The sequence below is a fragment of the Sedimentitalea arenosa genome (assembly GCF_016428585.1).
In the GTDB taxonomy this organism is placed as follows: domain Bacteria; phylum Pseudomonadota; class Alphaproteobacteria; order Rhodobacterales; family Rhodobacteraceae; genus Sedimentitalea; species Sedimentitalea arenosa.
In genome coordinates, this window is the sequence record NZ_JAELVR010000001.1 from 575,078 (window position 1) to 592,669 (window position 17,592).

15 protein-coding genes and 1 pseudogene are annotated in these 17,592 nt (G+C 64.1%); 7 read left to right on the forward strand and 9 right to left on the reverse strand.

The window, feature by feature from the left end; genetic code table 11:
* The gene (acs, locus tag JF290_RS02740) at positions 1-1,971 is read right to left on the reverse strand and encodes an acetate--CoA ligase (protein WP_199023192.1); all 1,971 of its coding nucleotides are present in this window, start codon (positions 1,969-1,971) and stop codon (positions 1-3) included.
* A 471-nt stretch (positions 1,972-2,442) separates the two neighbouring features.
* Between acs and JF290_RS02745 the strand changes: the two genes are divergently transcribed.
* The 3 genes from JF290_RS02745 to JF290_RS02755 all read left to right on the forward strand — a co-directional run bounded on the left by JF290_RS02745 (position 2,443) and on the right by JF290_RS02755 (position 5,569).
* Positions 2,443-3,459: a C4-dicarboxylate TRAP transporter substrate-binding protein gene (locus JF290_RS02745; RefSeq protein ID WP_199023193.1), complete on the forward strand. Its 1,017-nt coding sequence runs from the start codon at positions 2,443-2,445 to the stop codon at positions 3,457-3,459.
* An 80-nt stretch (positions 3,460-3,539) separates the two neighbouring features.
* Complete coding sequence (locus tag JF290_RS02750; RefSeq protein ID WP_199023194.1) at positions 3,540-4,169, forward strand: TRAP transporter small permease subunit; 630 nt, start codon at positions 3,540-3,542, stop codon at positions 4,167-4,169.
* Positions 4,169-5,569, forward strand: coding sequence for a TRAP transporter large permease (locus JF290_RS02755; RefSeq protein ID WP_199023195.1), 1,401 nt, complete (start codon positions 4,169-4,171; stop codon positions 5,567-5,569). Before JF290_RS02750 ends, JF290_RS02755 begins: the two co-directional genes overlap by 1 nt.
* Positions 5,570-5,576: 7 nt before the next feature.
* On the opposite strand, the gene JF290_RS02760 is transcribed toward JF290_RS02755, so the two are convergent.
* The 8 genes from JF290_RS02760 to JF290_RS02795 form a co-directional block, all read right to left on the reverse strand.
* The gene (locus tag JF290_RS02760; RefSeq protein ID WP_199023196.1) at positions 5,577-7,781 is read right to left on the reverse strand and encodes a hybrid sensor histidine kinase/response regulator; all 2,205 of its coding nucleotides are present in this window, start codon (positions 7,779-7,781) and stop codon (positions 5,577-5,579) included.
* Positions 7,782-7,785: 4 nt separating this feature from the next.
* Entirely contained in the window at positions 7,786-8,955 is a 1,170-nt protein-coding gene (locus JF290_RS02765) for an FIST N-terminal domain-containing protein (RefSeq protein WP_199023197.1), read from the reverse strand.
* A 43-nt stretch (positions 8,956-8,998) separates the two neighbouring features.
* Positions 8,999-9,688 carry a response regulator gene (locus tag JF290_RS02770; protein ID WP_199023198.1) on the reverse strand — a complete coding sequence of 230 codons (690 nt, stop codon included), beginning with the start codon at positions 9,686-9,688 and terminating at the stop codon, positions 8,999-9,001.
* 131 nt (positions 9,689-9,819) lie between these two features.
* Complete coding sequence (locus tag JF290_RS02775) at positions 9,820-11,583, reverse strand: PQQ-dependent methanol/ethanol family dehydrogenase (RefSeq protein WP_199023199.1); 1,764 nt, start codon at positions 11,581-11,583, stop codon at positions 9,820-9,822.
* Positions 11,584-11,745: 162 nt separating this feature from the next.
* Positions 11,746-12,159, reverse strand: coding sequence for a c-type cytochrome (locus tag JF290_RS02780; protein WP_199023200.1), 414 nt, complete (start codon positions 12,157-12,159; stop codon positions 11,746-11,748).
* A 128-nt stretch (positions 12,160-12,287) separates the two neighbouring features.
* Positions 12,288-12,824, reverse strand: coding sequence for an SEL1-like repeat protein (locus JF290_RS02785; protein ID WP_199023201.1), 537 nt, complete (start codon positions 12,822-12,824; stop codon positions 12,288-12,290).
* A 70-nt stretch (positions 12,825-12,894) separates the two neighbouring features.
* Positions 12,895-13,851, reverse strand: a complete 957-nt coding sequence (locus JF290_RS02790; RefSeq protein ID WP_199023202.1) for a YVTN family beta-propeller repeat protein — start codon at positions 13,849-13,851, stop codon at positions 12,895-12,897.
* Complete coding sequence (locus JF290_RS02795; protein WP_199023203.1) at positions 13,848-15,014, reverse strand: ABC transporter substrate-binding protein; 1,167 nt, start codon at positions 15,012-15,014, stop codon at positions 13,848-13,850. Before JF290_RS02795 ends, JF290_RS02790 begins: the two co-directional genes overlap by 4 nt.
* A gap of 173 nt (positions 15,015-15,187) precedes the next feature.
* Here JF290_RS02795 and pedF point away from each other — a divergent pair, with 173 nt between their 5' ends.
* From pedF to JF290_RS19425, 4 genes and pseudogenes are all read left to right on the forward strand, one after another.
* On the forward strand, positions 15,188-15,862 hold the full coding sequence (pedF, locus tag JF290_RS02800) for a cytochrome c-550 PedF (protein ID WP_199023204.1): 675 nt from the start codon (positions 15,188-15,190) through the stop codon (positions 15,860-15,862).
* 64 nt (positions 15,863-15,926) lie between these two features.
* The gene (locus JF290_RS02805; protein ID WP_425503908.1) at positions 15,927-16,823 is read left to right on the forward strand and encodes a substrate-binding periplasmic protein; all 897 of its coding nucleotides are present in this window, start codon (positions 15,927-15,929) and stop codon (positions 16,821-16,823) included.
* Positions 16,824-16,895: 72 nt separating this feature from the next.
* Positions 16,896-17,429, forward strand: a complete 534-nt coding sequence (locus JF290_RS02810) for an SRPBCC family protein (protein WP_199023205.1) — start codon at positions 16,896-16,898, stop codon at positions 17,427-17,429.
* A gap of 31 nt (positions 17,430-17,460) precedes the next feature.
* A pseudogene (locus JF290_RS19425) lies at positions 17,461-17,592 on the forward strand ((2Fe-2S)-binding protein); the annotation flags it as partial.

Consider the following 17,592-nt stretch of genomic DNA (forward strand, 5'->3'; position numbering starts at 1 on the left):
TCACCCCGCCCGGTTGGCGATCAGGTCGTCCACGACCGAGGGATCGGCCAGGGTCGAGGTGTCGCCGAGGCTGCCATAGTCGTTCTCGGCGATCTTGCGCAGGATGCGGCGCATGATCTTGCCGGACCGGGTCTTGGGCAGGCCGGGAGCCCACTGGATCACGTCGGGAGATGCGATCGGGCCGATCTCGGTGCGCACCCAGGTGCGCAGTTCCTTGCGCAGGTCATCGGAGGGTTCGACCCCGTTCATCAGCGTGACGTAGCAATAGATGCCCTGGCCCTTGATGTCATGCGGGTATCCGACCACGGCGGCCTCGGCCACGCTGGCATGTGCGACCAGTGCGCTTTCCACCTCGGCGGTGCCCATGCGGTGGCCCGAGACGTTGATCACGTCATCCACGCGGCCGGTGATCCAGTAATCGCCGTCCGCGTCCCGCTTGCAGCCGTCGCCGGCGAAATAGTAGCCCTTGTAGTCGCTGAAATAGGTCTTCTCGAACCGCTCGTGATCGCCCCAGACGGTGCGCATCTGGCTGGGCCAGCTGTCCTTGAGGCAGAGCACGCCCTCGCAGGGATAGTCGTGGATTTCCTCGCCCGTGTGCGGGTCCAGCACCACGGTCTGCACGCCGAAGAACGGTTTCATCGCCGAGCCGGGCTTGAGCGCATGGGCGCCGGGCAGGGGGGTCAGCAGGTGACCGCCGGTCTCGGTCTGCCACCAGGTGTCGACGATGGGGCATTTGCCCTTGCCGATCACGTCGTTGTACCAGTTCCATGCCTCGGGGTTGATCGGCTCGCCGACCGTGCCGAGAATGCGCAGGGAGGACAGGTCGCATTTCTCGACGAACTCGTTGCCCTGGCCCATGAGCGCGCGCAGCGCGGTCGGGGCGGTGTAGAATTGGTTCACCTTGTGCTTTTCGCAGACCTGCCAGAAGCGGCTGGCGTCGGGATAGGTCGGCACGCCTTCGAACATCACCGTGGTGGCGCCGTTGGCGAGCGGGCCATAGACGATGTAGCTGTGGCCGGTGACCCAACCCACATCGGCCGTGCACCAGAAGATGTCGCCGTCCTTGTAGTCGAAGACGTATTCATGAGTCATCGAGGCGAAGACGAGGTAGCCGCCCGAGCAGTGCACCACGCCCTTGGGCTGGCCGGTGGAGCCCGATGTATAGAGGATGAAAAGAGGATCCTCGGCGTTCATCTCGACGGGCTTGGAATACTCGTCGGCCTCCAGCGCCAGTTCGTTGTAGTCGAAGTCGCGGCCCTCGACCCAGGTGGTCTGACCGCCGGTGCGCTTGACCACGAGGCATTTCACGGTGTCCTTGCAGTGCAGCAGGGCGGCATCGGCGTTGGACTTGAGCGGAGTCTGCCGTCCGCCGCGCGGGGCGTAATCGGCGGTGATGACGACTTTCGCATCCGAACCGTTGATCCGCGCCGAGAGGGCGTCGGGCGAGAACCCGGCGAAGACGATCGAGTGGATCGCGCCGATGCGGGCGCAGGCCAGCATCGCATAGGCGGCTTCGGGAACCATCGGCAGGTAGAGCACGACCCGGTCGCCCCGGCGCACCCCCAGGTCCTCGAGGATGTTGGCCATCTTGCAGACGGCGACATGCAACTGCTTGTAGGTGATGTGCTGGGCGTCTTCCTCGGGGTTGTCGGGCTCGAAGATGATCGCGGTCTGGTCGCCACGGGTGGCGAGGTGGCGGTCGATGCAGTTGGCCGACACGTTCATGGTGCCGTCTTCGAACCATTTGATGGACACGTTGCCCGGCTCGAAGTTGGTGTTCTTGACGATCGTGTAGGGCTTGATCCAGTCGATCCGCTTGCCGTGCTCGCCCCAGAACGCTTCGGGGTCCGCGATCGACGCGGCATACATCTCTTCATACTTGGCGGCATCGATATGGGCGCTGGCCGCCATCTCGGGCGACGGGGGATAGACTTTGGCTGTTGTCTGATCCGCTGGTGCAGTGGTGCTCATCGAAAGCTCCTCCCTCTGACTGTGTGGTCTGGGCTCTGGTCAAGCCCGCAACGGGGAAACTGCCCCCCGGCGCTCCTCGCGGTGGATAATAGACGGACTTGAAAATAATGGAATAACTTACCGTAAAGAAACGATTTGCTTGTAAATGTTTTTCGAAGCGTTAACGAAAACTGTAAATTTGGCGCCGATGCTCACGATTTTTTGTTCGACTGTAAGGCATTGCCTGTTAACATGATGGCTGCGGAGCGTGTCATGTGGCGCATGCCATTTGTGCCGTGGCGTCACATGATGGCTCAAGCTGGTGTGACATTTTGTTTCGCCTTGGGTGGGACGGCCGAAAACCGTGCTCGAAAGCGGTCTGGTGGGCGCGCCTGAGTCGCCGTCCCATCGGGGCTTGGCATCCCGGCGGCTGCGCGTTAGCTTTTCCGCCAAGCGGTTCGCCAGATGAACCGCAACAAGGGAGAGTACCTCATGAACAAGATGTTGACCGGGGCCGTCGCGGCCACCGTTTCCTTGGCATTTGTCGCCGAAGCCTCAGCAACCGAATGGAACGTGTCGGTCTGGGGCAAGCGTCGTGCCTTCACCGAACATGTCGAGAAGCTGGCCGAACTTGTGAGCGAGAAGACCGACGGCGAATTCACCATGAACGTCAGCTATGGCGGGCTGTCCAAGAACCGGGAGAACCTCGACGGTATTTCCATCGGTGCCTTCGAGATGGCGCAGTTCTGCGCCGGCTACCATCCGGACAAGAACCGCCTGATCACCGTGCTGGAACTGCCCTTCCTGGGCGTGTCGAACCTGCGCGAGGAAGTCGCCGTCAGCCACGCGATCTATGACCATCCGGCGGTGCAGGACGAGATGGCGCAGTGGAACGCCAAGCTGCTGATGACCAGCCCGATGCCGCAATACAACATCGTCGGCACCGGCGAGCCGCGCGACGAGCTGGCCGAGTTCGAAGGCATGCGGGTGCGCGCCACCGGCGGCCTGGGCGAGGCCTTCACCGCCGTGGGCGCTGTGCCGACCTCGGTGACGGCGACCGAAGCCTACCAGGCGATGGAATCCGGCGTGGTCGACACGGTCGCCTTCGCCCAGCATGCGCACCTGTCCTTCGGCACGATCAACCAAGCGGACTGGTGGACGGCCAACCTCAATCCCGGCACGGTCAACTGCCCGGTCGTCGTCAACATCGACGCCTACGAGGCGCTGCCCGACGCCCATCGCGAGGCGCTGGACAGCTCGGTGGACGAAGCGATCGAGCATTACCTGACCAACTACGCCGAGCTGCTGAAACGCTGGGATGACGTGCTGGCCGAGAAGGGCGTGACCAAGGTCGAGATCAGCGACGAGGAACTGGCAGCCTTCCGCGCCAAGGCGGCGGACCCGATCCGCGCCGCCTGGATCGCCGATATCGAGGCGCAGGGCCTGCCGGGGCAGGAGCTCTACGATCTGCTCGAGAAGACGCTGGCCGAAGCCAAGGCGACCAACTGATCAGGCCGTCAGAGCCACGACAGTAGAAACCGGAGAGGCCGCGCACACGCGCGGCCCTCGCATGACGGGGGGACGTGAACATGGCGGGATCTGCCGCGGTGCTGGAAGACTCCAGCCTGCTCAGTCGATTGGACAGGGCGCTCTTGCCCATCGAACGGTTTTGCGCGCTGCTGAGCGGGTTGGCGATCTTCTCGCTGATGTTTCTCGCGGCCTATTCTGTCACCGGGCGCAAGTTCTTCGGCGCGCCGCTGCTGGGCTATGTGGACTATATCGAGGCGGCGATGCCGATCATCGCCATCATGGGGATTTCCTATGTCCAGCGCGACGGCACCCATATCCGGATGGACATGCTGGTCGGCCAGCTCAAGGGCAGGGTCCTGTGGTTCTTCGAGCTGGTCTCGGTCCTTCTGATCCTCGTGCTGATCGTCGCGTTGACCTGGGGCGCCTGGGAGCATTTCGACCGCTCCTTTGACTGCGCGCGTCCGTTGTGCAGCCGGGACAGCTCGATCGACATCGGGCTTCCGACCTGGCCCTCGAAGCTCGTCGTGCCCTTCGCCTTCGCGGTGCTGGTGCTGCGCCTGATCCTGCAGGCCGTGGGCTATGGACGGGCGCTGATCCTGGGGCTCGAAAATCCCGTCGCGGTGCCGCTGAACCTCACGGTGGCGGAACAGGCGCGGCTTGAAGCAGACAGTCTCGCGGGGCATGACTGATGGAACCCATTGAAATCGGATTGTGGGTCAGCGCCGGGCTGCTGGTCATGGTGCTTGCGGGGATGCGGGTGGCCTTTGCCGCCGGTCTGGCCGGTCTGGTCGGGCTGGTGCTGATCTTCTGGGCGAAGCGCGATTTCGACGCCGAGCACCTGGGGTGGGCGTTGACGGTCGGGATCAAGACGGCGGGTCAGGTGCCCCATTCCAAGGTGTCGGCCCAGGTGCTGAGCCTGATCCCCGTCTTCATCATGATCGGCTACATGGCCTATTACGCGCGCCTGACGACCGCGCTGTTCGAGGCCGCCAAACGCTGGATCGCCTGGGTGCCGGGCGGGCTGGCGGTGTCGACGGTCTTCGCGACCGCCGGGTTTGCCGCGGTGTCGGGTGCCTCGGTCGCGACGGCCGCGGTCTTTGCCCGCATCGCGATCCCCGAGATGCTGAAGATCGGCTACAACAAGCAGTTCGCGGCCGGAGTCGTGGCGGCGGGGGGCACGCTGGCCTCGCTGATCCCGCCCTCGGCGATCCTCGTGATCTACGCGATCATCGTCGAGCAGGACGTGGGCAAACTGCTGCTCGCCGGGTTCATTCCGGGCCTGTTCTCGGCCATCGTCTATGCGCTGCTCATCATCGGCATCGCGGTCATCTTCAAGTCCGTCGGTCCGCCGGTCGGCGGGTTCACATGGCGCGAACGCTTCGCTTCGCTGCCGCCGGCACTGCCCATCGTGGCGGTGGTCGTCATCATCATCTTCTTCGTCTACAACCCCTTCGGCGAGGCTTGGGGCACACCGACGGAAGGCGGCGCCGTGGGCGCGTTCATCGTCTTCCTGATGGCGCTCTATCGCGGCATGCGCTGGTCCGAACTGAAATCGGCGCTGCTGGAAACCGCCAAGCTGACGGTGATGATCTTCACGATCATCTGGGGCGTTCTGATCTACGTCCGCTTCCTCGGCTTCGCAGAGTTGCCCGCGGCCTTCGCCGACTGGATCACCTCGCTTGAAATGTCGCCGATGCTGATCCTGGTCTGCATCCTCCTGGCCTATGCGGTGCTGGGCATGTTCATGGACGCGATCGGGATGCTGCTGTTGACCCTGCCGGTGGTCTATCCGGCGGTCATGGCGCTGAACGGGGGCGAGACCGTCGCGGCGGCGGACAGTGCGTTCGGCATGTCGGGCACGATGTGCGCGATCTGGTTCGGTATCCTTGTCGTGAAGATGGCCGAATTCTGCCTGATCACCCCGCCCATCGGGTTGAACTGTTTCGTGGTGGCCGGTGTGCGCGATGACCTGAGCGTGCAGGACGTGTTCAAGGGGGTGATGCCCTTCTTCGTGGCCGATGGTCTGACCATCGCGATGCTGGTTGCCTTCCCCGGGATCGTGCTGTTCCTGCCCAGCCTCGCGGGCTAGCGCCGGCTCAGCCTGTGGCGGTCGACAGGAACCCGCGCAGGGCGTCCGGCTCGATCGGCTTGTGGATCAGCGGCAGGCCGAGCCCGGCGCAGAGCTGGACGAGCTGGGCGCTGCGGTCGGCCGAGATCACGCAGGCGGGGATGTCGCCATGGATGGCGGCGAGGGCCGCGATGGCGTTCACACCCAGCTTGCCGTCGGCAAGCTGGTGGTCGGCGATGATCGCGTCGGGCACCACGTCGATATCGTCGATCAGACGTTCGGCCTCTTCCTGGTCGGTGCAGGGCAGCACGTCGACGCCCCATTGCTCCATCGTCAGGGTCAGGGCGTTGCGCAACTCGTCATCGTTCTCGATCAGCATGACGATCTTGTGGAGCAGCCGGTTCTGCGGACCGCGCCGGACGGTGTCGCGGCTCGGCGCGTTGCCGGAGTCGCGCGTGGCCAATGGGACTGTGACGGAGAACACCGTGCCGCGACCGACCTCGGACCGCAGGTGAAGCGGGTGTTTGAGAAGGGCACAGGCGCGTTCGACGATGGCGAGGCCGAGCCCCATGCCGTCGGCGGCGCTGGCGGTCGCGTTCAGGCGCTGGAATTCGCCGAAGATCTGCTCCTGTTCGGGCTCGGGGATCCCAGGGCCGGTATCCCAGACCTCGATCCGCACCGCGGATTTCAGCCGGCGCGCCCCGACCAGCACCCGGCCATTGTCGGTATAGCGGATCGCATTGCTCAACAGGTTCTGGAGGATCCGCCGGAGATAGGTCGCGTCGCTGAGCACATCGACGCCGGTGCGCAGCACGCGCAGGTCGAGCCCCTTGGCGCGGGCGGTGGGGCCGAGCTCGTCCCGAAGCTGCGACAGCAGCAGGTCGACCGAGACGGTCGAGACATGCACGTTGGCGCGGCCTGAATCCAGCTTTGAGATGTCGAGCAACGCCGTCAGGATATTCTCGACGCTTTGCAGCGCGTTGGCCGCTTTCGAGATGATCTCGCGCGGCTGCTTGGCCAGCCCATCGCCTTCGAGAGAGGCGACATAGAGCTTGGCGGCCGAGAGCGGCTGCAAAAGGTCGTGGCTCGCGGCGGCGACGAAACGCGACTTTGAGGCGTTGGCGCGCTCCGCCTCGGCCAATGCATCCTCGAGATCGAGCGTGCGTTCCATGACCCGGCGTTCCAGCGTTTCGTTCGCCTCGGAGATCGCCCGGATCGCGGCCCGTTCGGCCGAGATGTCGGTGAAGCTGATGACGAAGCCGTTGTCGGGCATCTCCTGCATGAAAACGGCGAGGGTGCGCTTGGATAGATGCTCGATCTCGAAGGAGAGCGCACCGCTGCGGTCCATGCCGCTGGCCCAATCCTCGATGGTCTCGGCGGTCGTGTCGCCGACGAACTCGAACTCGTTGCGAAAGCGATCGAAGATCGTGTGAAAGCTGCTGCCGATGTTGAACCGTCCGACCGGGATCGACAGCAATTCGCCGACACGCTGGTTCCAACCGACCAGCCGGCCCATGCGGTCGAAGATGCAGACCCCTTGTTTCAGGTGTTCGAGCGTCGCGCGGATAAGCAGTGCCTGGTCGTCGAGGATGCGCTCGCGCTCCTGCCGTTCCAGCCGCATGATGTCGGTCACGTCAGTCTGCAGGATCACGGTTCCGCCGTCGGGCGTCCGATGCTCGCCGACCTGCACCCAGCGGTCCTGGATCATCCGGACATTGAAGATGACGCTGGCATCCTTGTGCCGTGCCAACCGTCGGTCGGCCCATTGCCGTGGCGTTTCGCGGTCGGGCAGGGAGAGGTGGCGGCTCTGGCTGACGAGGCTCACGTAGTCCTGGAAGGCCAGCCCCGGCACCAGACGGTCACGGATGTCGGGCATGTGCATGCCGAAGCGGCTGTTGCACATGATGAGGTGTTCGTCCGGGCTGAAGAGCGCGAAGCCCTCCTGAACCGTCTCGATCGCGTTGGCGAGGTTGGAGCGGGCGGCCTCGGTTTCGCGGTTGGCGGCGGCGAGTTGCGCGTTGCTCTCGTTCAGAAGGTCGAGCGCGCGTTCGAGATCGCGGGTGCGGGCGCGGACTTCCTCTTCCAGAACGGCGGCGCGCTGAAACTGCATGTAGGCGGCGCCCGCCGCGTCCGTGCTCTGCTCGACTCGCCCCATCAGTGCCGATGCGATGATCCTGAGCTTCTCGTTCTGACGTTCCAGCGAATCGTCCGGATTGACGAGCGAATTGGGCATCGGGTCAGTCGTCCTCGGGCGGATAGATGGCGACGCCGGTCAAGGTCTGGTTCACGTGCATCGAGTTCAGCTGTTCGCCATAGGTCGAGAACCCGATGACCCGGTTGCGCGCCAGGATGCCGGACAACGCGCCGATCTTCTGCTTCTCCTGCGCTTCGAGCCGCCGCAGCACGCAGTCGCAGGCGATGATCGCGTCGGGTTCTCGGGTCTGGGACAGCTTGCCGATTTCGCGTTCCAGATGGGTTTCCATGTCTTCCGGTTCGGCCAGCGTCAGAACCAGGCCGATATCGATGGCTGAAAAGAAGTTGAGGTTGCCGTCCTCGTTCAACTGCTGGATGGCGCGCACATGGTGCTGCCCGTCGATCTTCACCACCACGGGGTGCGCGGCAAAGGTGAAGGTGGTGAGCTGTTCTGGGTCCTTGCCAAGAAGCCGTGCGTATTCGCGCGCCGCCGGCTCGGCGTTGATCTCATAGACCACACGGCGAACGGGATCGGCATCGGTGACCACCATGCGCTGGTCGGTGGGGACCAGATGATCGGTCTTGAACACCTTGATCGGGCAGCGGGTGCGCACCTGGGTCAGAACCGCCGCGTGGGTGTGCGCCTTGCCCTCGTAGAGCACGTAGGTCGCGCCGAATTCTGTGCCGTCGCCGGCGGATCCACCGAAGAGAGGCACGGGCCCCAGACCCACGGACAGATCCGAGATGAAGCTGTCCTCCTTCACGGACATGCCGTCGATCATCAGGAAGGTGAATTCATGGGCCCAATCGGGTTTTTCGGACGCCATCGCGTTGCGGTTGCGGATCATCTCGTCGATCAGATCCTGCGCCGCGTAGTCGTCGAGGTTCTCGACCACGACGGTGCGAGTGACGAAATGGCTGCGGGGCAGTCCGATCGCGAGGATTTCGCCCTCGACATAGCCCTGGCTCGAGATTTCGCCGGCGGTGGTGCAACCGATCACCGTTGCGGGCGCGAAGAGTTCGGTCGCGCGCTGCGCGATCGCGGCGGCATCGGCCAGAGGTGTTACGAAAAGAAGCACCGCGTCGAGATCGTCGGGCCCAAGCGCCGCGACGAGGTCGCCGACGGGATCGGGAGCGTCATGAACCGCGAAGGCTGAGCGAACGATGCCGCTCAACCGCGACAAAGGTCCGGACAGACCATTGGCCTGGTCCATCACAAGTCTCCTCCCGAATTACCCCCTGGCCAGTCTAGGCGGCTCAGGCGCGGTCTGACAAGACGGTTCCGAAGCTGGTTTCCTTGGCGATCAGAACCGCCTGGGTACGGCTCTGCACGCCGAGCTTGCGCATGATGGCGGTGACATGCGCCTTGACCGTGGTTTCCGCGATCGACAGGTCGTAGGCGATCTGCTTGTTCAGCTTGCCTTCGCAGATCAGTTGCAGGATGCGCGCCTGCTGGTTGGTGAGCGAGGCAAGGCGGCTGACCGCGTCATCACCCTTGGCGCTGTCGCCATCGTCCAGCAAGACGTAGCCCGCCGGCACGAAGGTCTGACCGGCTCGCAGCGTGTCAAAGGCCGTGCGGAACACTTCGCGCTGGCTGTGCTTGGGCACGAAGCCCGCGGCGCCGGCGTGAATGACCGAGCTGATGACCCGGTTGTCGGCCATGGACGAGACGATGACGATGGGCGCGTCCACAGCGTTGTGCAGCCGGATCAGCCCGTCCAGCCCGTTCACGTCGGGCAGGTTCAGGTCGAGGACGATGACATCGGGCGGGTCGTTGTCCCGCACCCAGTCGAGCCCCTCTTGCAGCGTGGCCGCGGTGCTGACGTCCCGGATGCCTGCCACCGCCTGCAGCGTCATCGACAGCGCGTCACAGAACAGCGGGTGATCGTCGACGATCAGCGCCGTTTGAAACGTGACGGGAGCGGTGGAGCGATGTGACGTGAGCATGTGCGGAATACCGTTGGATGTCGTCAAAGACTAGCAAGCCCTTGTGCGCGTGGCACTTGGCGAAAGGTCGTAGAAACGAATAACGCGCACCCCGGGGGATGCGCGTCGTCGTAGGGCTCGCAATCGCTGGATCAGTTCGCCGCGAGTTGCTTGGGCAGTTTGAAGGTCCAGAGCATGCCACCCTGGTTCAGGTAGTTGACCTTCTTGGCCACTTCGCCACCCCAGAGCGGAACCGCGCCGCCCCAGCCGGAGATGACCGAGACATACTGCTCGCCGTCCTGTTCCCAGGTGATCGGCTGGCCAACGATGCCCGAGCCGGTCTGGAACGACCACAGCTCTTCGCCGGTCTCGTCGTCAAACGCGATGAAGCGGCCTTCCGGCGTGCCGGTGAATACCAGTCCACCCGCGGTCGTCATGACGCCGGCCCAGAGTGGGGCTTCGTTCTTGTATTCCCACTTCACCTCGCCGGTGTCGGGGTCCATCGCCTTCAGGCTGCCGATATGGTCTTCGTACATCGGCTTGATGGTGAAGCCGGAGCCGAGATAGGCCGCCCCTTTCTTGTAGGTGATCGGCTCATTCCAGATATCCATGCCCCATTCGTTGGAGGGCACGTAGAAGTTGCCGGTCTTCTGGCTGAAGGCCATCGGCATCCAGTTCTTGCCGCCGAGGAAGCCGGGGGCCGAGAACACGACTTCGCCCTTCTTGCCGTCGGCTGCCTCTGCCGGATCGCCCGGGCGGTTCTCCTCGACGAAGATCGGGCGTCCGGTCTCGTCGATGCCGCTGGCCCAGGTGATGTCCTTGACGAAGGGCGCGGCGCGCACGAAGGCGCCGTCCTCGCGGTTCAGGACATAGAAGAAGCCGTTGCGGTCCGCCGTGGCCCAGCGTTTCTCACCGGCGCGATTCTCATAGGCAACGACTTCGTTGACGCCGTCATAGTCCCAGCCCTCGCGCGGGGTGGTCTGGAAGTGCCATTTGATCTCGCCGGTCTTGGGGTCGATGCCGAGGCGGCTGGCGGCATAGAGGTTGTCGCCCGCATTGCCTTCGGTCGGGGTGCCGGCGTTGCGCAGGTGGCTGTTCCAGGGCGCCGGGTTGCCGGTGCCGAAGACCAGCGTGTCGGTGTCCGCGTCATAGGAGCCGCCGAGCCAGGTCGCGCCGCCGCCGGTCTTCCACATGTCGCCCGGCCAGGTCGCGTTCAGCGTGCCGGTCATGGTGCTTTCTTCGCCGTTCAGCGTGCCCATGTGGCCCTCGATCACCGGGCGGGTCCAGACCAGGTCGCCGGTTTCCGCATCGCGCGCCTGCACCTCGCCGACGATGCCGAATTCACCGCCCGAGTTGCCGGTGATGATCAGCCCGTCCACGATCAGCGGAGCGGCTGTGTAGGAGTACCCCGCCTTGTAGTCGGCGATCTTGTCGCGCCAGACCACGTCCCCGGTCTTGAGGTCCAGCGCGACGATGCGCGCGTCCAGCGTGCCGAAATAGATCTTGTCGCCGTAGATCGCCGCGCCCCGGTTCACCACGTCGCAGCAGGGCAGGATGCCTTCGGGCAGGCGGGCGTCGTATTGCCAGACCTCCATGCCGGTTTTCAGGTCGATCGCGTACAAGCGGCTGTAGGAGCCGGTGATGTACATCATTCCGTCATACACCAGCGGCTGGGTTTCCTGACCGCGCTGCTTTTCGCCGCCCAGGCTGAAGGCCCAGGCCGGCACGAGGTTCTGCACGTTGTCCTTGTTCAGGATTTCCAGCGGGCTGTAACGCTGCAGATGACGCCCCATGCCATTGGTCACCACCTGCGTGGTGATGTTCTGGTCGTTGTTCAGATCGTCTTCGGTGACTTCGGCATGGGCGACGCTTGTCGCCATGATGCCTGCTGTCACGGCCATGATAAACCGGTTCATCGGTTTCCTCCCTTGGGTGTCCAAATCCTCCAGCCCGACCACCCGCAAAGGACAGGGTGCGCGGCTGCCGGTATTATCAAAGGCATCGGCCTCATGCGAAATTGCACAAAGGTCGTAGGGGCCGCACGGCCGATGCCGCCGATGCGCGCGGTCCGCGTCTCGTCACTCCGAAATGGCGGCTCCGTCGCGTGTGGTGATGCTGTCGAGATAGGCCAGGATGAAATCCTGCACGGTGCGATCCTCGATGCCGACATGGCGCATCTTGGTGCCGGGCATGAAGCCGTCATTGTCCTCCATCCAGGCGCGCAGTGCCGCAGGAGTCCAGACGATACCCGAGGCTTCCAGCGCGATCGAATATTCGTAGTCCGGATAGCTGCCGGCGGCGCGTCCGATAACGTTTTCGAGCGGCGGGCCATAGCTTTCGTGGTCGGCATCGGTGGCGTGGCACCGACGGCACTCGGCCGCGAAAAGCTGGGCGCCCGCATCCACCTTGATCTTTTCGAACGCGGTTTCTGCGATCGCAGGCTGGGTGGCGCAACCGATGGCAAGGCACAGGGCCGGGATGATGTGTTTCATGATGTCCTCCGGGTATTTCGATAGGGGGCAGATTACCGACGCCACGATGGCGCCGTTTGACAGGGATCAAGAAATCCGCCTGTCTCTCCTGTGCTTTAGTCGTAGAATGCCGCTTTGCATGCCGGTTGTCAGAAGTTGGGGCCGTATTTCCACGAGTCGGCGTCGGGCGTGACCTCTTCGGGATCATAGTCCGCCGCCTGAAGTCTGCGCGCCACCTGCAACCCGCCTTGCGCCGCCGCATCGACAAGGGCGCGCCCACGCGCGGTATCCTGCGCAACGCCATGTCCCCGGATCAGGTCGAGCCCGAAGTTGAACTGTCCGACAGGATCGCCCGCATCGGCGGCGCGCCGGTCCCAATCGGCGGCGGCATCGGGGTTGTACTCGGCCCCGAGCCCGTTGTTGTCGAGTTGACCCATCCAAGTCATCGCGGCGGTGTATCCTGCGTCGGCACACGCTTCGAATACCGCGCGTGCATCGGAATGATCGCCCTTCTTGGTCATGTAGTAGCCGGAGGCGCAGGTCATCATGTCGACCTTCCCGTTCGCGGCATTGTCGAGCACCCGCGCGATACCCAGTTCGGGCGGGTTCAGAGTGCCGTCCGCGTCCTCGGCGAGAACGGGCAGGGCGGGCAACAGAAGGCAGGTCAGGCAGGCAGTTCTCAGCATCGTGATACTACTCCTCTACGCGGCTCCTACCACGATCGGCGCCTCATTGCACCTGTCGCGGCGGGCGGGGTCAGGGGCGCGTCGCGGCGCCCCAGGGAAATCGGCCGACCTTGATCGTCTTGATCGCCTCGCGGCTGGCGACGTCGATCACCGTCACGTCGCCCGACACGCCGTTGGTGGTGAACAGCATCGACTTGTCGGGTGAGAACGCCATGTGCCAGACCCGGCGACCGACGAGGATGTAGTCCTCGACCTCGAAGGTTTCGGCGTTGACCACGGCGACGTGGTTGGACGGGCCGAGCGCCACGAAGACCGTCTTTTCGTCGGCCGTGAACTCGAACCCCACCGGCTGCACCCGGTCGGGATGCACGCCCTTTACCGCGAATTCGATCCGGGCTTTCTGCGCCTGGGTCTCGGTGTCGAAGACGGCGAGGGTGCCGCCAATCTCCGAACTGACCCAGAGTTCGCGACCTTCGGCTGCGAATTCCGCGTGCCGGGGCCTCGAGTCCACCAGGGTGTTGGCAAAGATCTGGCGTGTCTCGGTATCGATCCAATGCGCCATGTTGGTGGTTTCCGAGGTGGTGATCGCGACCTTGCCGTCCGGACTGACTGCCATGCCCTCGGGTTCGATTCCGACATTGATCTGGGCCAGCACGGTGCGCGTCTCGACGTCGACCACCGTGGTCACGGCGTCATCCTCGTTGGCAATGTAAAGATGGCGGTCATTGGGGTGCAGCGCAAACTGCTCGGGGTCCTCGCCCGAGGGCAGGTCGTGCAGGATCTCGCCGCTGACGGGATCCATCACCTGGACCGTGTCGCTGTCGGAAGCGCAGATGTATACCCGTGAATAGTCCTTGGAAAAGATGATGCCGCGCGGGCGCTCACCTGTCGGAAGCGTGCGGGTGACTTCCAGCGTGTCGACATCGATCACGCTGATCGTGTCGTCCTTTTCGTTCGTCACCCAGATCTCGCCGGCCCAGGCCGGCAAAGCGATGGTGAGGGCAAGGGGAAGAGCGGCCAGTTTCATTGAAATACCTCGCAGTTGCTTTCGGGCGCGTCGAGCCCGAGCGTGTCCATTTCGTTGCGCTCATGCAGGAAGCCCTCGAGTGGGGCTTGCGCCACCAGGGCCCGTTCGCTGACCAGCGGGATCGGCTGGCGCAACTGCCCGTTCCATGTGCGGTATGACATCGGGCGCCCCTTGAAGCCGGCCAGCTCGAACTGATCCGACAGGATGAACGCCCGCAGGGTCGCGGCGTCGCCGGCATTGGTGCGCGTTACCGCCTCGCCAAGCGTGCGCATCGCGGCCCATGCTGCATAGTCGCGAGAGGTCATGTCGCGCCCGGCCAGGTCCATGAACCGTGACTGCAACTGGGCCGCGCCCCATTGTTCGACCACCCGGTCCCAGGCCACGGGCCGCAACCCTTCCGAGCCAGCGATTGGACGTGGCACCCATGTGTTGTAGGCGACATAGCGGCCGAAATCGTGCAACTCGTCCGCCACCAGCAGCAGCGCGTAGTCGCCGAACTCCTGCGTGAAGAGAGGAACCTCCTGTGCCGCGTTGCGGCGCATGTCGGCATCGAATGCCCAGGTTTTTTCCGCGACCGTTCCGATCCCGAACTTGACGGCGCTATTCTTGAGCGCCGCCGCAAAGGCCAGGTCTTCCTCGTGGGGCCCGGATATCATCGCCAGCTTGTCCCACCGCTTGAAGACGGCAAACTGCATCAATGCATCGGCGCGCATCGCGTCGGATGGAATCGTATGCAGCAGGTTCGCCCGGCACCCCTCGTCGCGCAGCGCCACATCTCTGGACGCGGCGTTGAACAGAATGGCGCCGGCAGCCTCGGGCAGGTCGGCGATACGTTGCATGTCGATCGTCGCCGCATCGAGGATCAGGTAGGGCGACTCCGCCAGTGCTGCGCGCGCCGCTGCGATCACGTCGCCGTCCTCGGGCACTTCCACGACTTCAAGGTCGTAGACGTGGTTGAGAAACTGCCCCGTGGTCGCGTTGTCTGCGCGGCCGAGTTCGGCGCCCCCCACGCCCTCGTCCTCCGGAACCGGGTCGAGGTTCGACAGAACCGGCGGACGTGGTTGCATATGCTTGAGATAGGTGACGTTTACGGACACGTCGGCCCATGTGGCCGTAGCGGTCAGACACATGGCACCCAGCCCGGCGAACAGCGCTTTGATCATCTCTCCTCCCGTATCGATCGGCAGCACTTTGGGCGCGCGCCCCGACCCCCGCCATTGGACCTTGGTCTAAGACGGGGCGGGATCAAGCCTGTCTAGAACCAAGGTCGAATACCGCGCTGCAGCATCGGCGCGTTAGATGTATGGCGACACGTCACGTGAGGGAGATGGAAATGATGAAGAGATTGCCCCTGGCCGCGCTTGGCCTGACACTCGCCGCAGGTCTGGCCCAGGCGCATGGCGATGTCGCGCCTCAAGCGGTGGACACCGACGCGCTGCCCGACGTCGGCGAGGAGTGGCTGACCGAGAACCCTTACCGCGACGCCGGGCCAGAGGTTTGGCAGACCGCGATCGAGATCGGTGACAGCGGATACAATCAAAACTGCGCTCGCTGCCACGGGCTTGGCGGTGTTTCGGGCGGGCTTGCGCCCGACCTGCGCTTTCTCGAGGCCGAGGAATACGGCGATGAGTGGTATGTCGAGCGCTTCCAGACCGGTTATACCCAGAACGGAATCACGAAGATGCCGGCCTTTGGCGACCTGCTTGGCCAGAAGGCCGCCTGGGCGATCCGGACCTATATCGAGACCCGGCCCGACGACGGTGCGCTCGACGACTATACGCCGCGCCTCAAGGAAATCCGCGATACCCTGGACGAGATGGCCGCGTCGGGCGGCGAGGCGGGGCCTTTGCTGGATGAGCTGACGATGATCTCCGAACAGATCGAGACCGCTTCGGGCGCGCCCATCGCGGACAGCCCGGCCTTCCGCGCGGCCAATCTGATTTCGGGCGACGAGCCGGATTTCAAGGCCGCCGCCGAAGCATTGACAATCGGTCTCTCGGCCGCACACTGACCGGGGGAGACGTTCGGGGTCGCGCGACGCGTGCGATCTTGGCAACGGGGAGGACAAGGTGAGAGTGATCACCCAAAGCGTCGTTCTGGCCGTCGGTCTATTGGCGGGTGGGGCGTCCGTGGCGCTCGCGCGCTGCGAAGACCATGTGCCGCAGCCCAAGCCGCAGAATGCATCGCGCGATATCGTCGGCACCGATCTGGACACGATCCGCGAGCGCGGCTTCATGACCTTCGCGGCCTACGAGGAGTTTCCGCCCTGGTCCTATGAGGTGAACGGCAAACCCGTCGGAATCGATATCGACATCGCCCGCCTGATCGCCGCGGACCTTGGCGTGGAGGCGCGCTTCAACCTGGTCGCCGCGGGCGAAAACCTGGATGCTGACCTGCGCAACTGGGTCTGGAAGGGCCCGGTCGTGGGCGGATCGGTCGCCAATGTGATGATGCACGTTCCCTATGATAGCGATTTCGCCTGCCGCATCGAACAGGTCGTGTTCACCGGTCGCTATCATGTCGAGGAGATCGGCATCGCCTATCGCCGTGATGCCTATCCCGAAGATCCGCCGGTCCCGGCCTATTTCTGGTTCGACACCGTCGGGGTCGAGAACGATTCGATTGCGGATTTCTACCTGACCGCCTTCCCTGGTGGCCAGTTGAGCGGCAATCTGACCCGCTATCCCACGATGGCCGAGGCGATGGCGGCGCTGGCGGCAGGAGAAACCAAGGCAGCCATGGGACCGCGCGCGCAACTCGAACACGGGCTGACGCCCGATCTCGACTTGCATCTGCCGCCCTTGCCCGGCTTCGCCGTTGGCAACTGGACGGTTGGGGTGGCTGTTCACTTTGCCTATCGCCCGCTGGCCTACGCGGTGGATGATGCGATCTATGCAGCGATCGAGGATGGTCGCATGGAGAAGATTTTTGCCGATTACGGCGTCACTTTCCGCCCGCCGGAGCTGCGCTGACGCCACCTTGGTCCAATTGCCGATACAGGGGATTGGACGTAACGTCACGACATCTAGCCGGAGGACCAACCCATGCACATGAATGATACCAAGGAAATCGCCGCCCCGCGCGACGTGGTCTGGCGGGCCCTTCTGGACCCGGAGGTCCTGAAGGAATGCGTGCCCGGATGTCAGGAGATGTCGGGCTCGGCCGAAGAGGGGTTCGAGGCGACGGTGGTGCAAAAGGTCGGCCCCGTGAAGGCGACCTTCAAGGGCGCGGTCACGATTTCGGACATCGTGGAGCTTGAAAGCCTGACCCTGACGGGCGAAGGCAAGGGCGGGGCCGCGGGCTTCGCCAAGGGGGGCGCCAAGGTGACTCTGGCGGACAGCGAAACCGGGACGCTCCTGTCGTATGACGTCGACGCCAAGGTGGGCGGCAAGCTGGCGCAGCTGGGCAGCCGCATCATCGACGGGTTCGCCAAGAAGATGGCCGAACAGTTCTTTAGCCGGTTCAAGGAGGTCGTCGAAGGCCCCGCGGCAGAAGAAGACGACGTCGCGCCGGACGCCGAGGCCGGCGAGGAGGCGCCGAAGAAAAAGGGCTGGCTGAAGCGGATGGTTTCGAGCTGAGACCGGATCAACAGGAACAGAGGAGAGCGGCATGCCGAGCGTCAAGATGAATGTGAATGGTATTGATTGTGTTGGTGATGTTGAGGGTCGGACGTTGTTGTCTGGTTTTTTGCGGGATCGGTTGGGGTTGACGGGGACGCATGTCGGGTGTGACACGTCGCAA

Excerpts from the sequence above, each read along its gene's own strand:
- JF290_RS02750 (WP_199023194.1), top strand. The coding sequence starts at position 3,540 with ATGGCGGGATCTGCCGCGGTGCTGGAAGACTCCAGCCTGCTCAGTCGA.
- JF290_RS02785 (WP_199023201.1), bottom strand. The coding sequence starts at position 12,824 with ATGCTGAGAACTGCCTGCCTGACCTGCCTTCTGTTGCCCGCCCTGCCC.
- JF290_RS02755 (WP_199023195.1), top strand. The coding sequence starts at position 4,169 with ATGGAACCCATTGAAATCGGATTGTGGGTCAGCGCCGGGCTGCTGGTC.
- JF290_RS02745 (WP_199023193.1), top strand. The coding sequence starts at position 2,443 with ATGAACAAGATGTTGACCGGGGCCGTCGCGGCCACCGTTTCCTTGGCA.
- JF290_RS02770 (WP_199023198.1), bottom strand. The coding sequence starts at position 9,688 with ATGCTCACGTCACATCGCTCCACCGCTCCCGTCACGTTTCAAACGGCG.
- JF290_RS02790 (WP_199023202.1), bottom strand. The coding sequence starts at position 13,851 with ATGAAACTGGCCGCTCTTCCCCTTGCCCTCACCATCGCTTTGCCGGCC.
- JF290_RS02765 (WP_199023197.1), bottom strand. The coding sequence starts at position 8,955 with ATGGACCAGGCCAATGGTCTGTCCGGACCTTTGTCGCGGTTGAGCGGC.
- JF290_RS02810 (WP_199023205.1), top strand. The coding sequence starts at position 16,896 with ATGCACATGAATGATACCAAGGAAATCGCCGCCCCGCGCGACGTGGTC.
- JF290_RS02775 (WP_199023199.1), bottom strand. The coding sequence starts at position 11,583 with ATGAACCGGTTTATCATGGCCGTGACAGCAGGCATCATGGCGACAAGC.
- acs (WP_199023192.1), bottom strand. The coding sequence starts at position 1,971 with ATGAGCACCACTGCACCAGCGGATCAGACAACAGCCAAAGTCTATCCC.
- JF290_RS02780 (WP_199023200.1), bottom strand. The coding sequence starts at position 12,159 with ATGAAACACATCATCCCGGCCCTGTGCCTTGCCATCGGTTGCGCCACC.
- JF290_RS02795 (WP_199023203.1), bottom strand. The coding sequence starts at position 15,014 with ATGATCAAAGCGCTGTTCGCCGGGCTGGGTGCCATGTGTCTGACCGCT.
- JF290_RS02760 (WP_199023196.1), bottom strand. The coding sequence starts at position 7,781 with ATGCCCAATTCGCTCGTCAATCCGGACGATTCGCTGGAACGTCAGAAC.
- pedF (WP_199023204.1), top strand. The coding sequence starts at position 15,188 with ATGAAGAGATTGCCCCTGGCCGCGCTTGGCCTGACACTCGCCGCAGGT.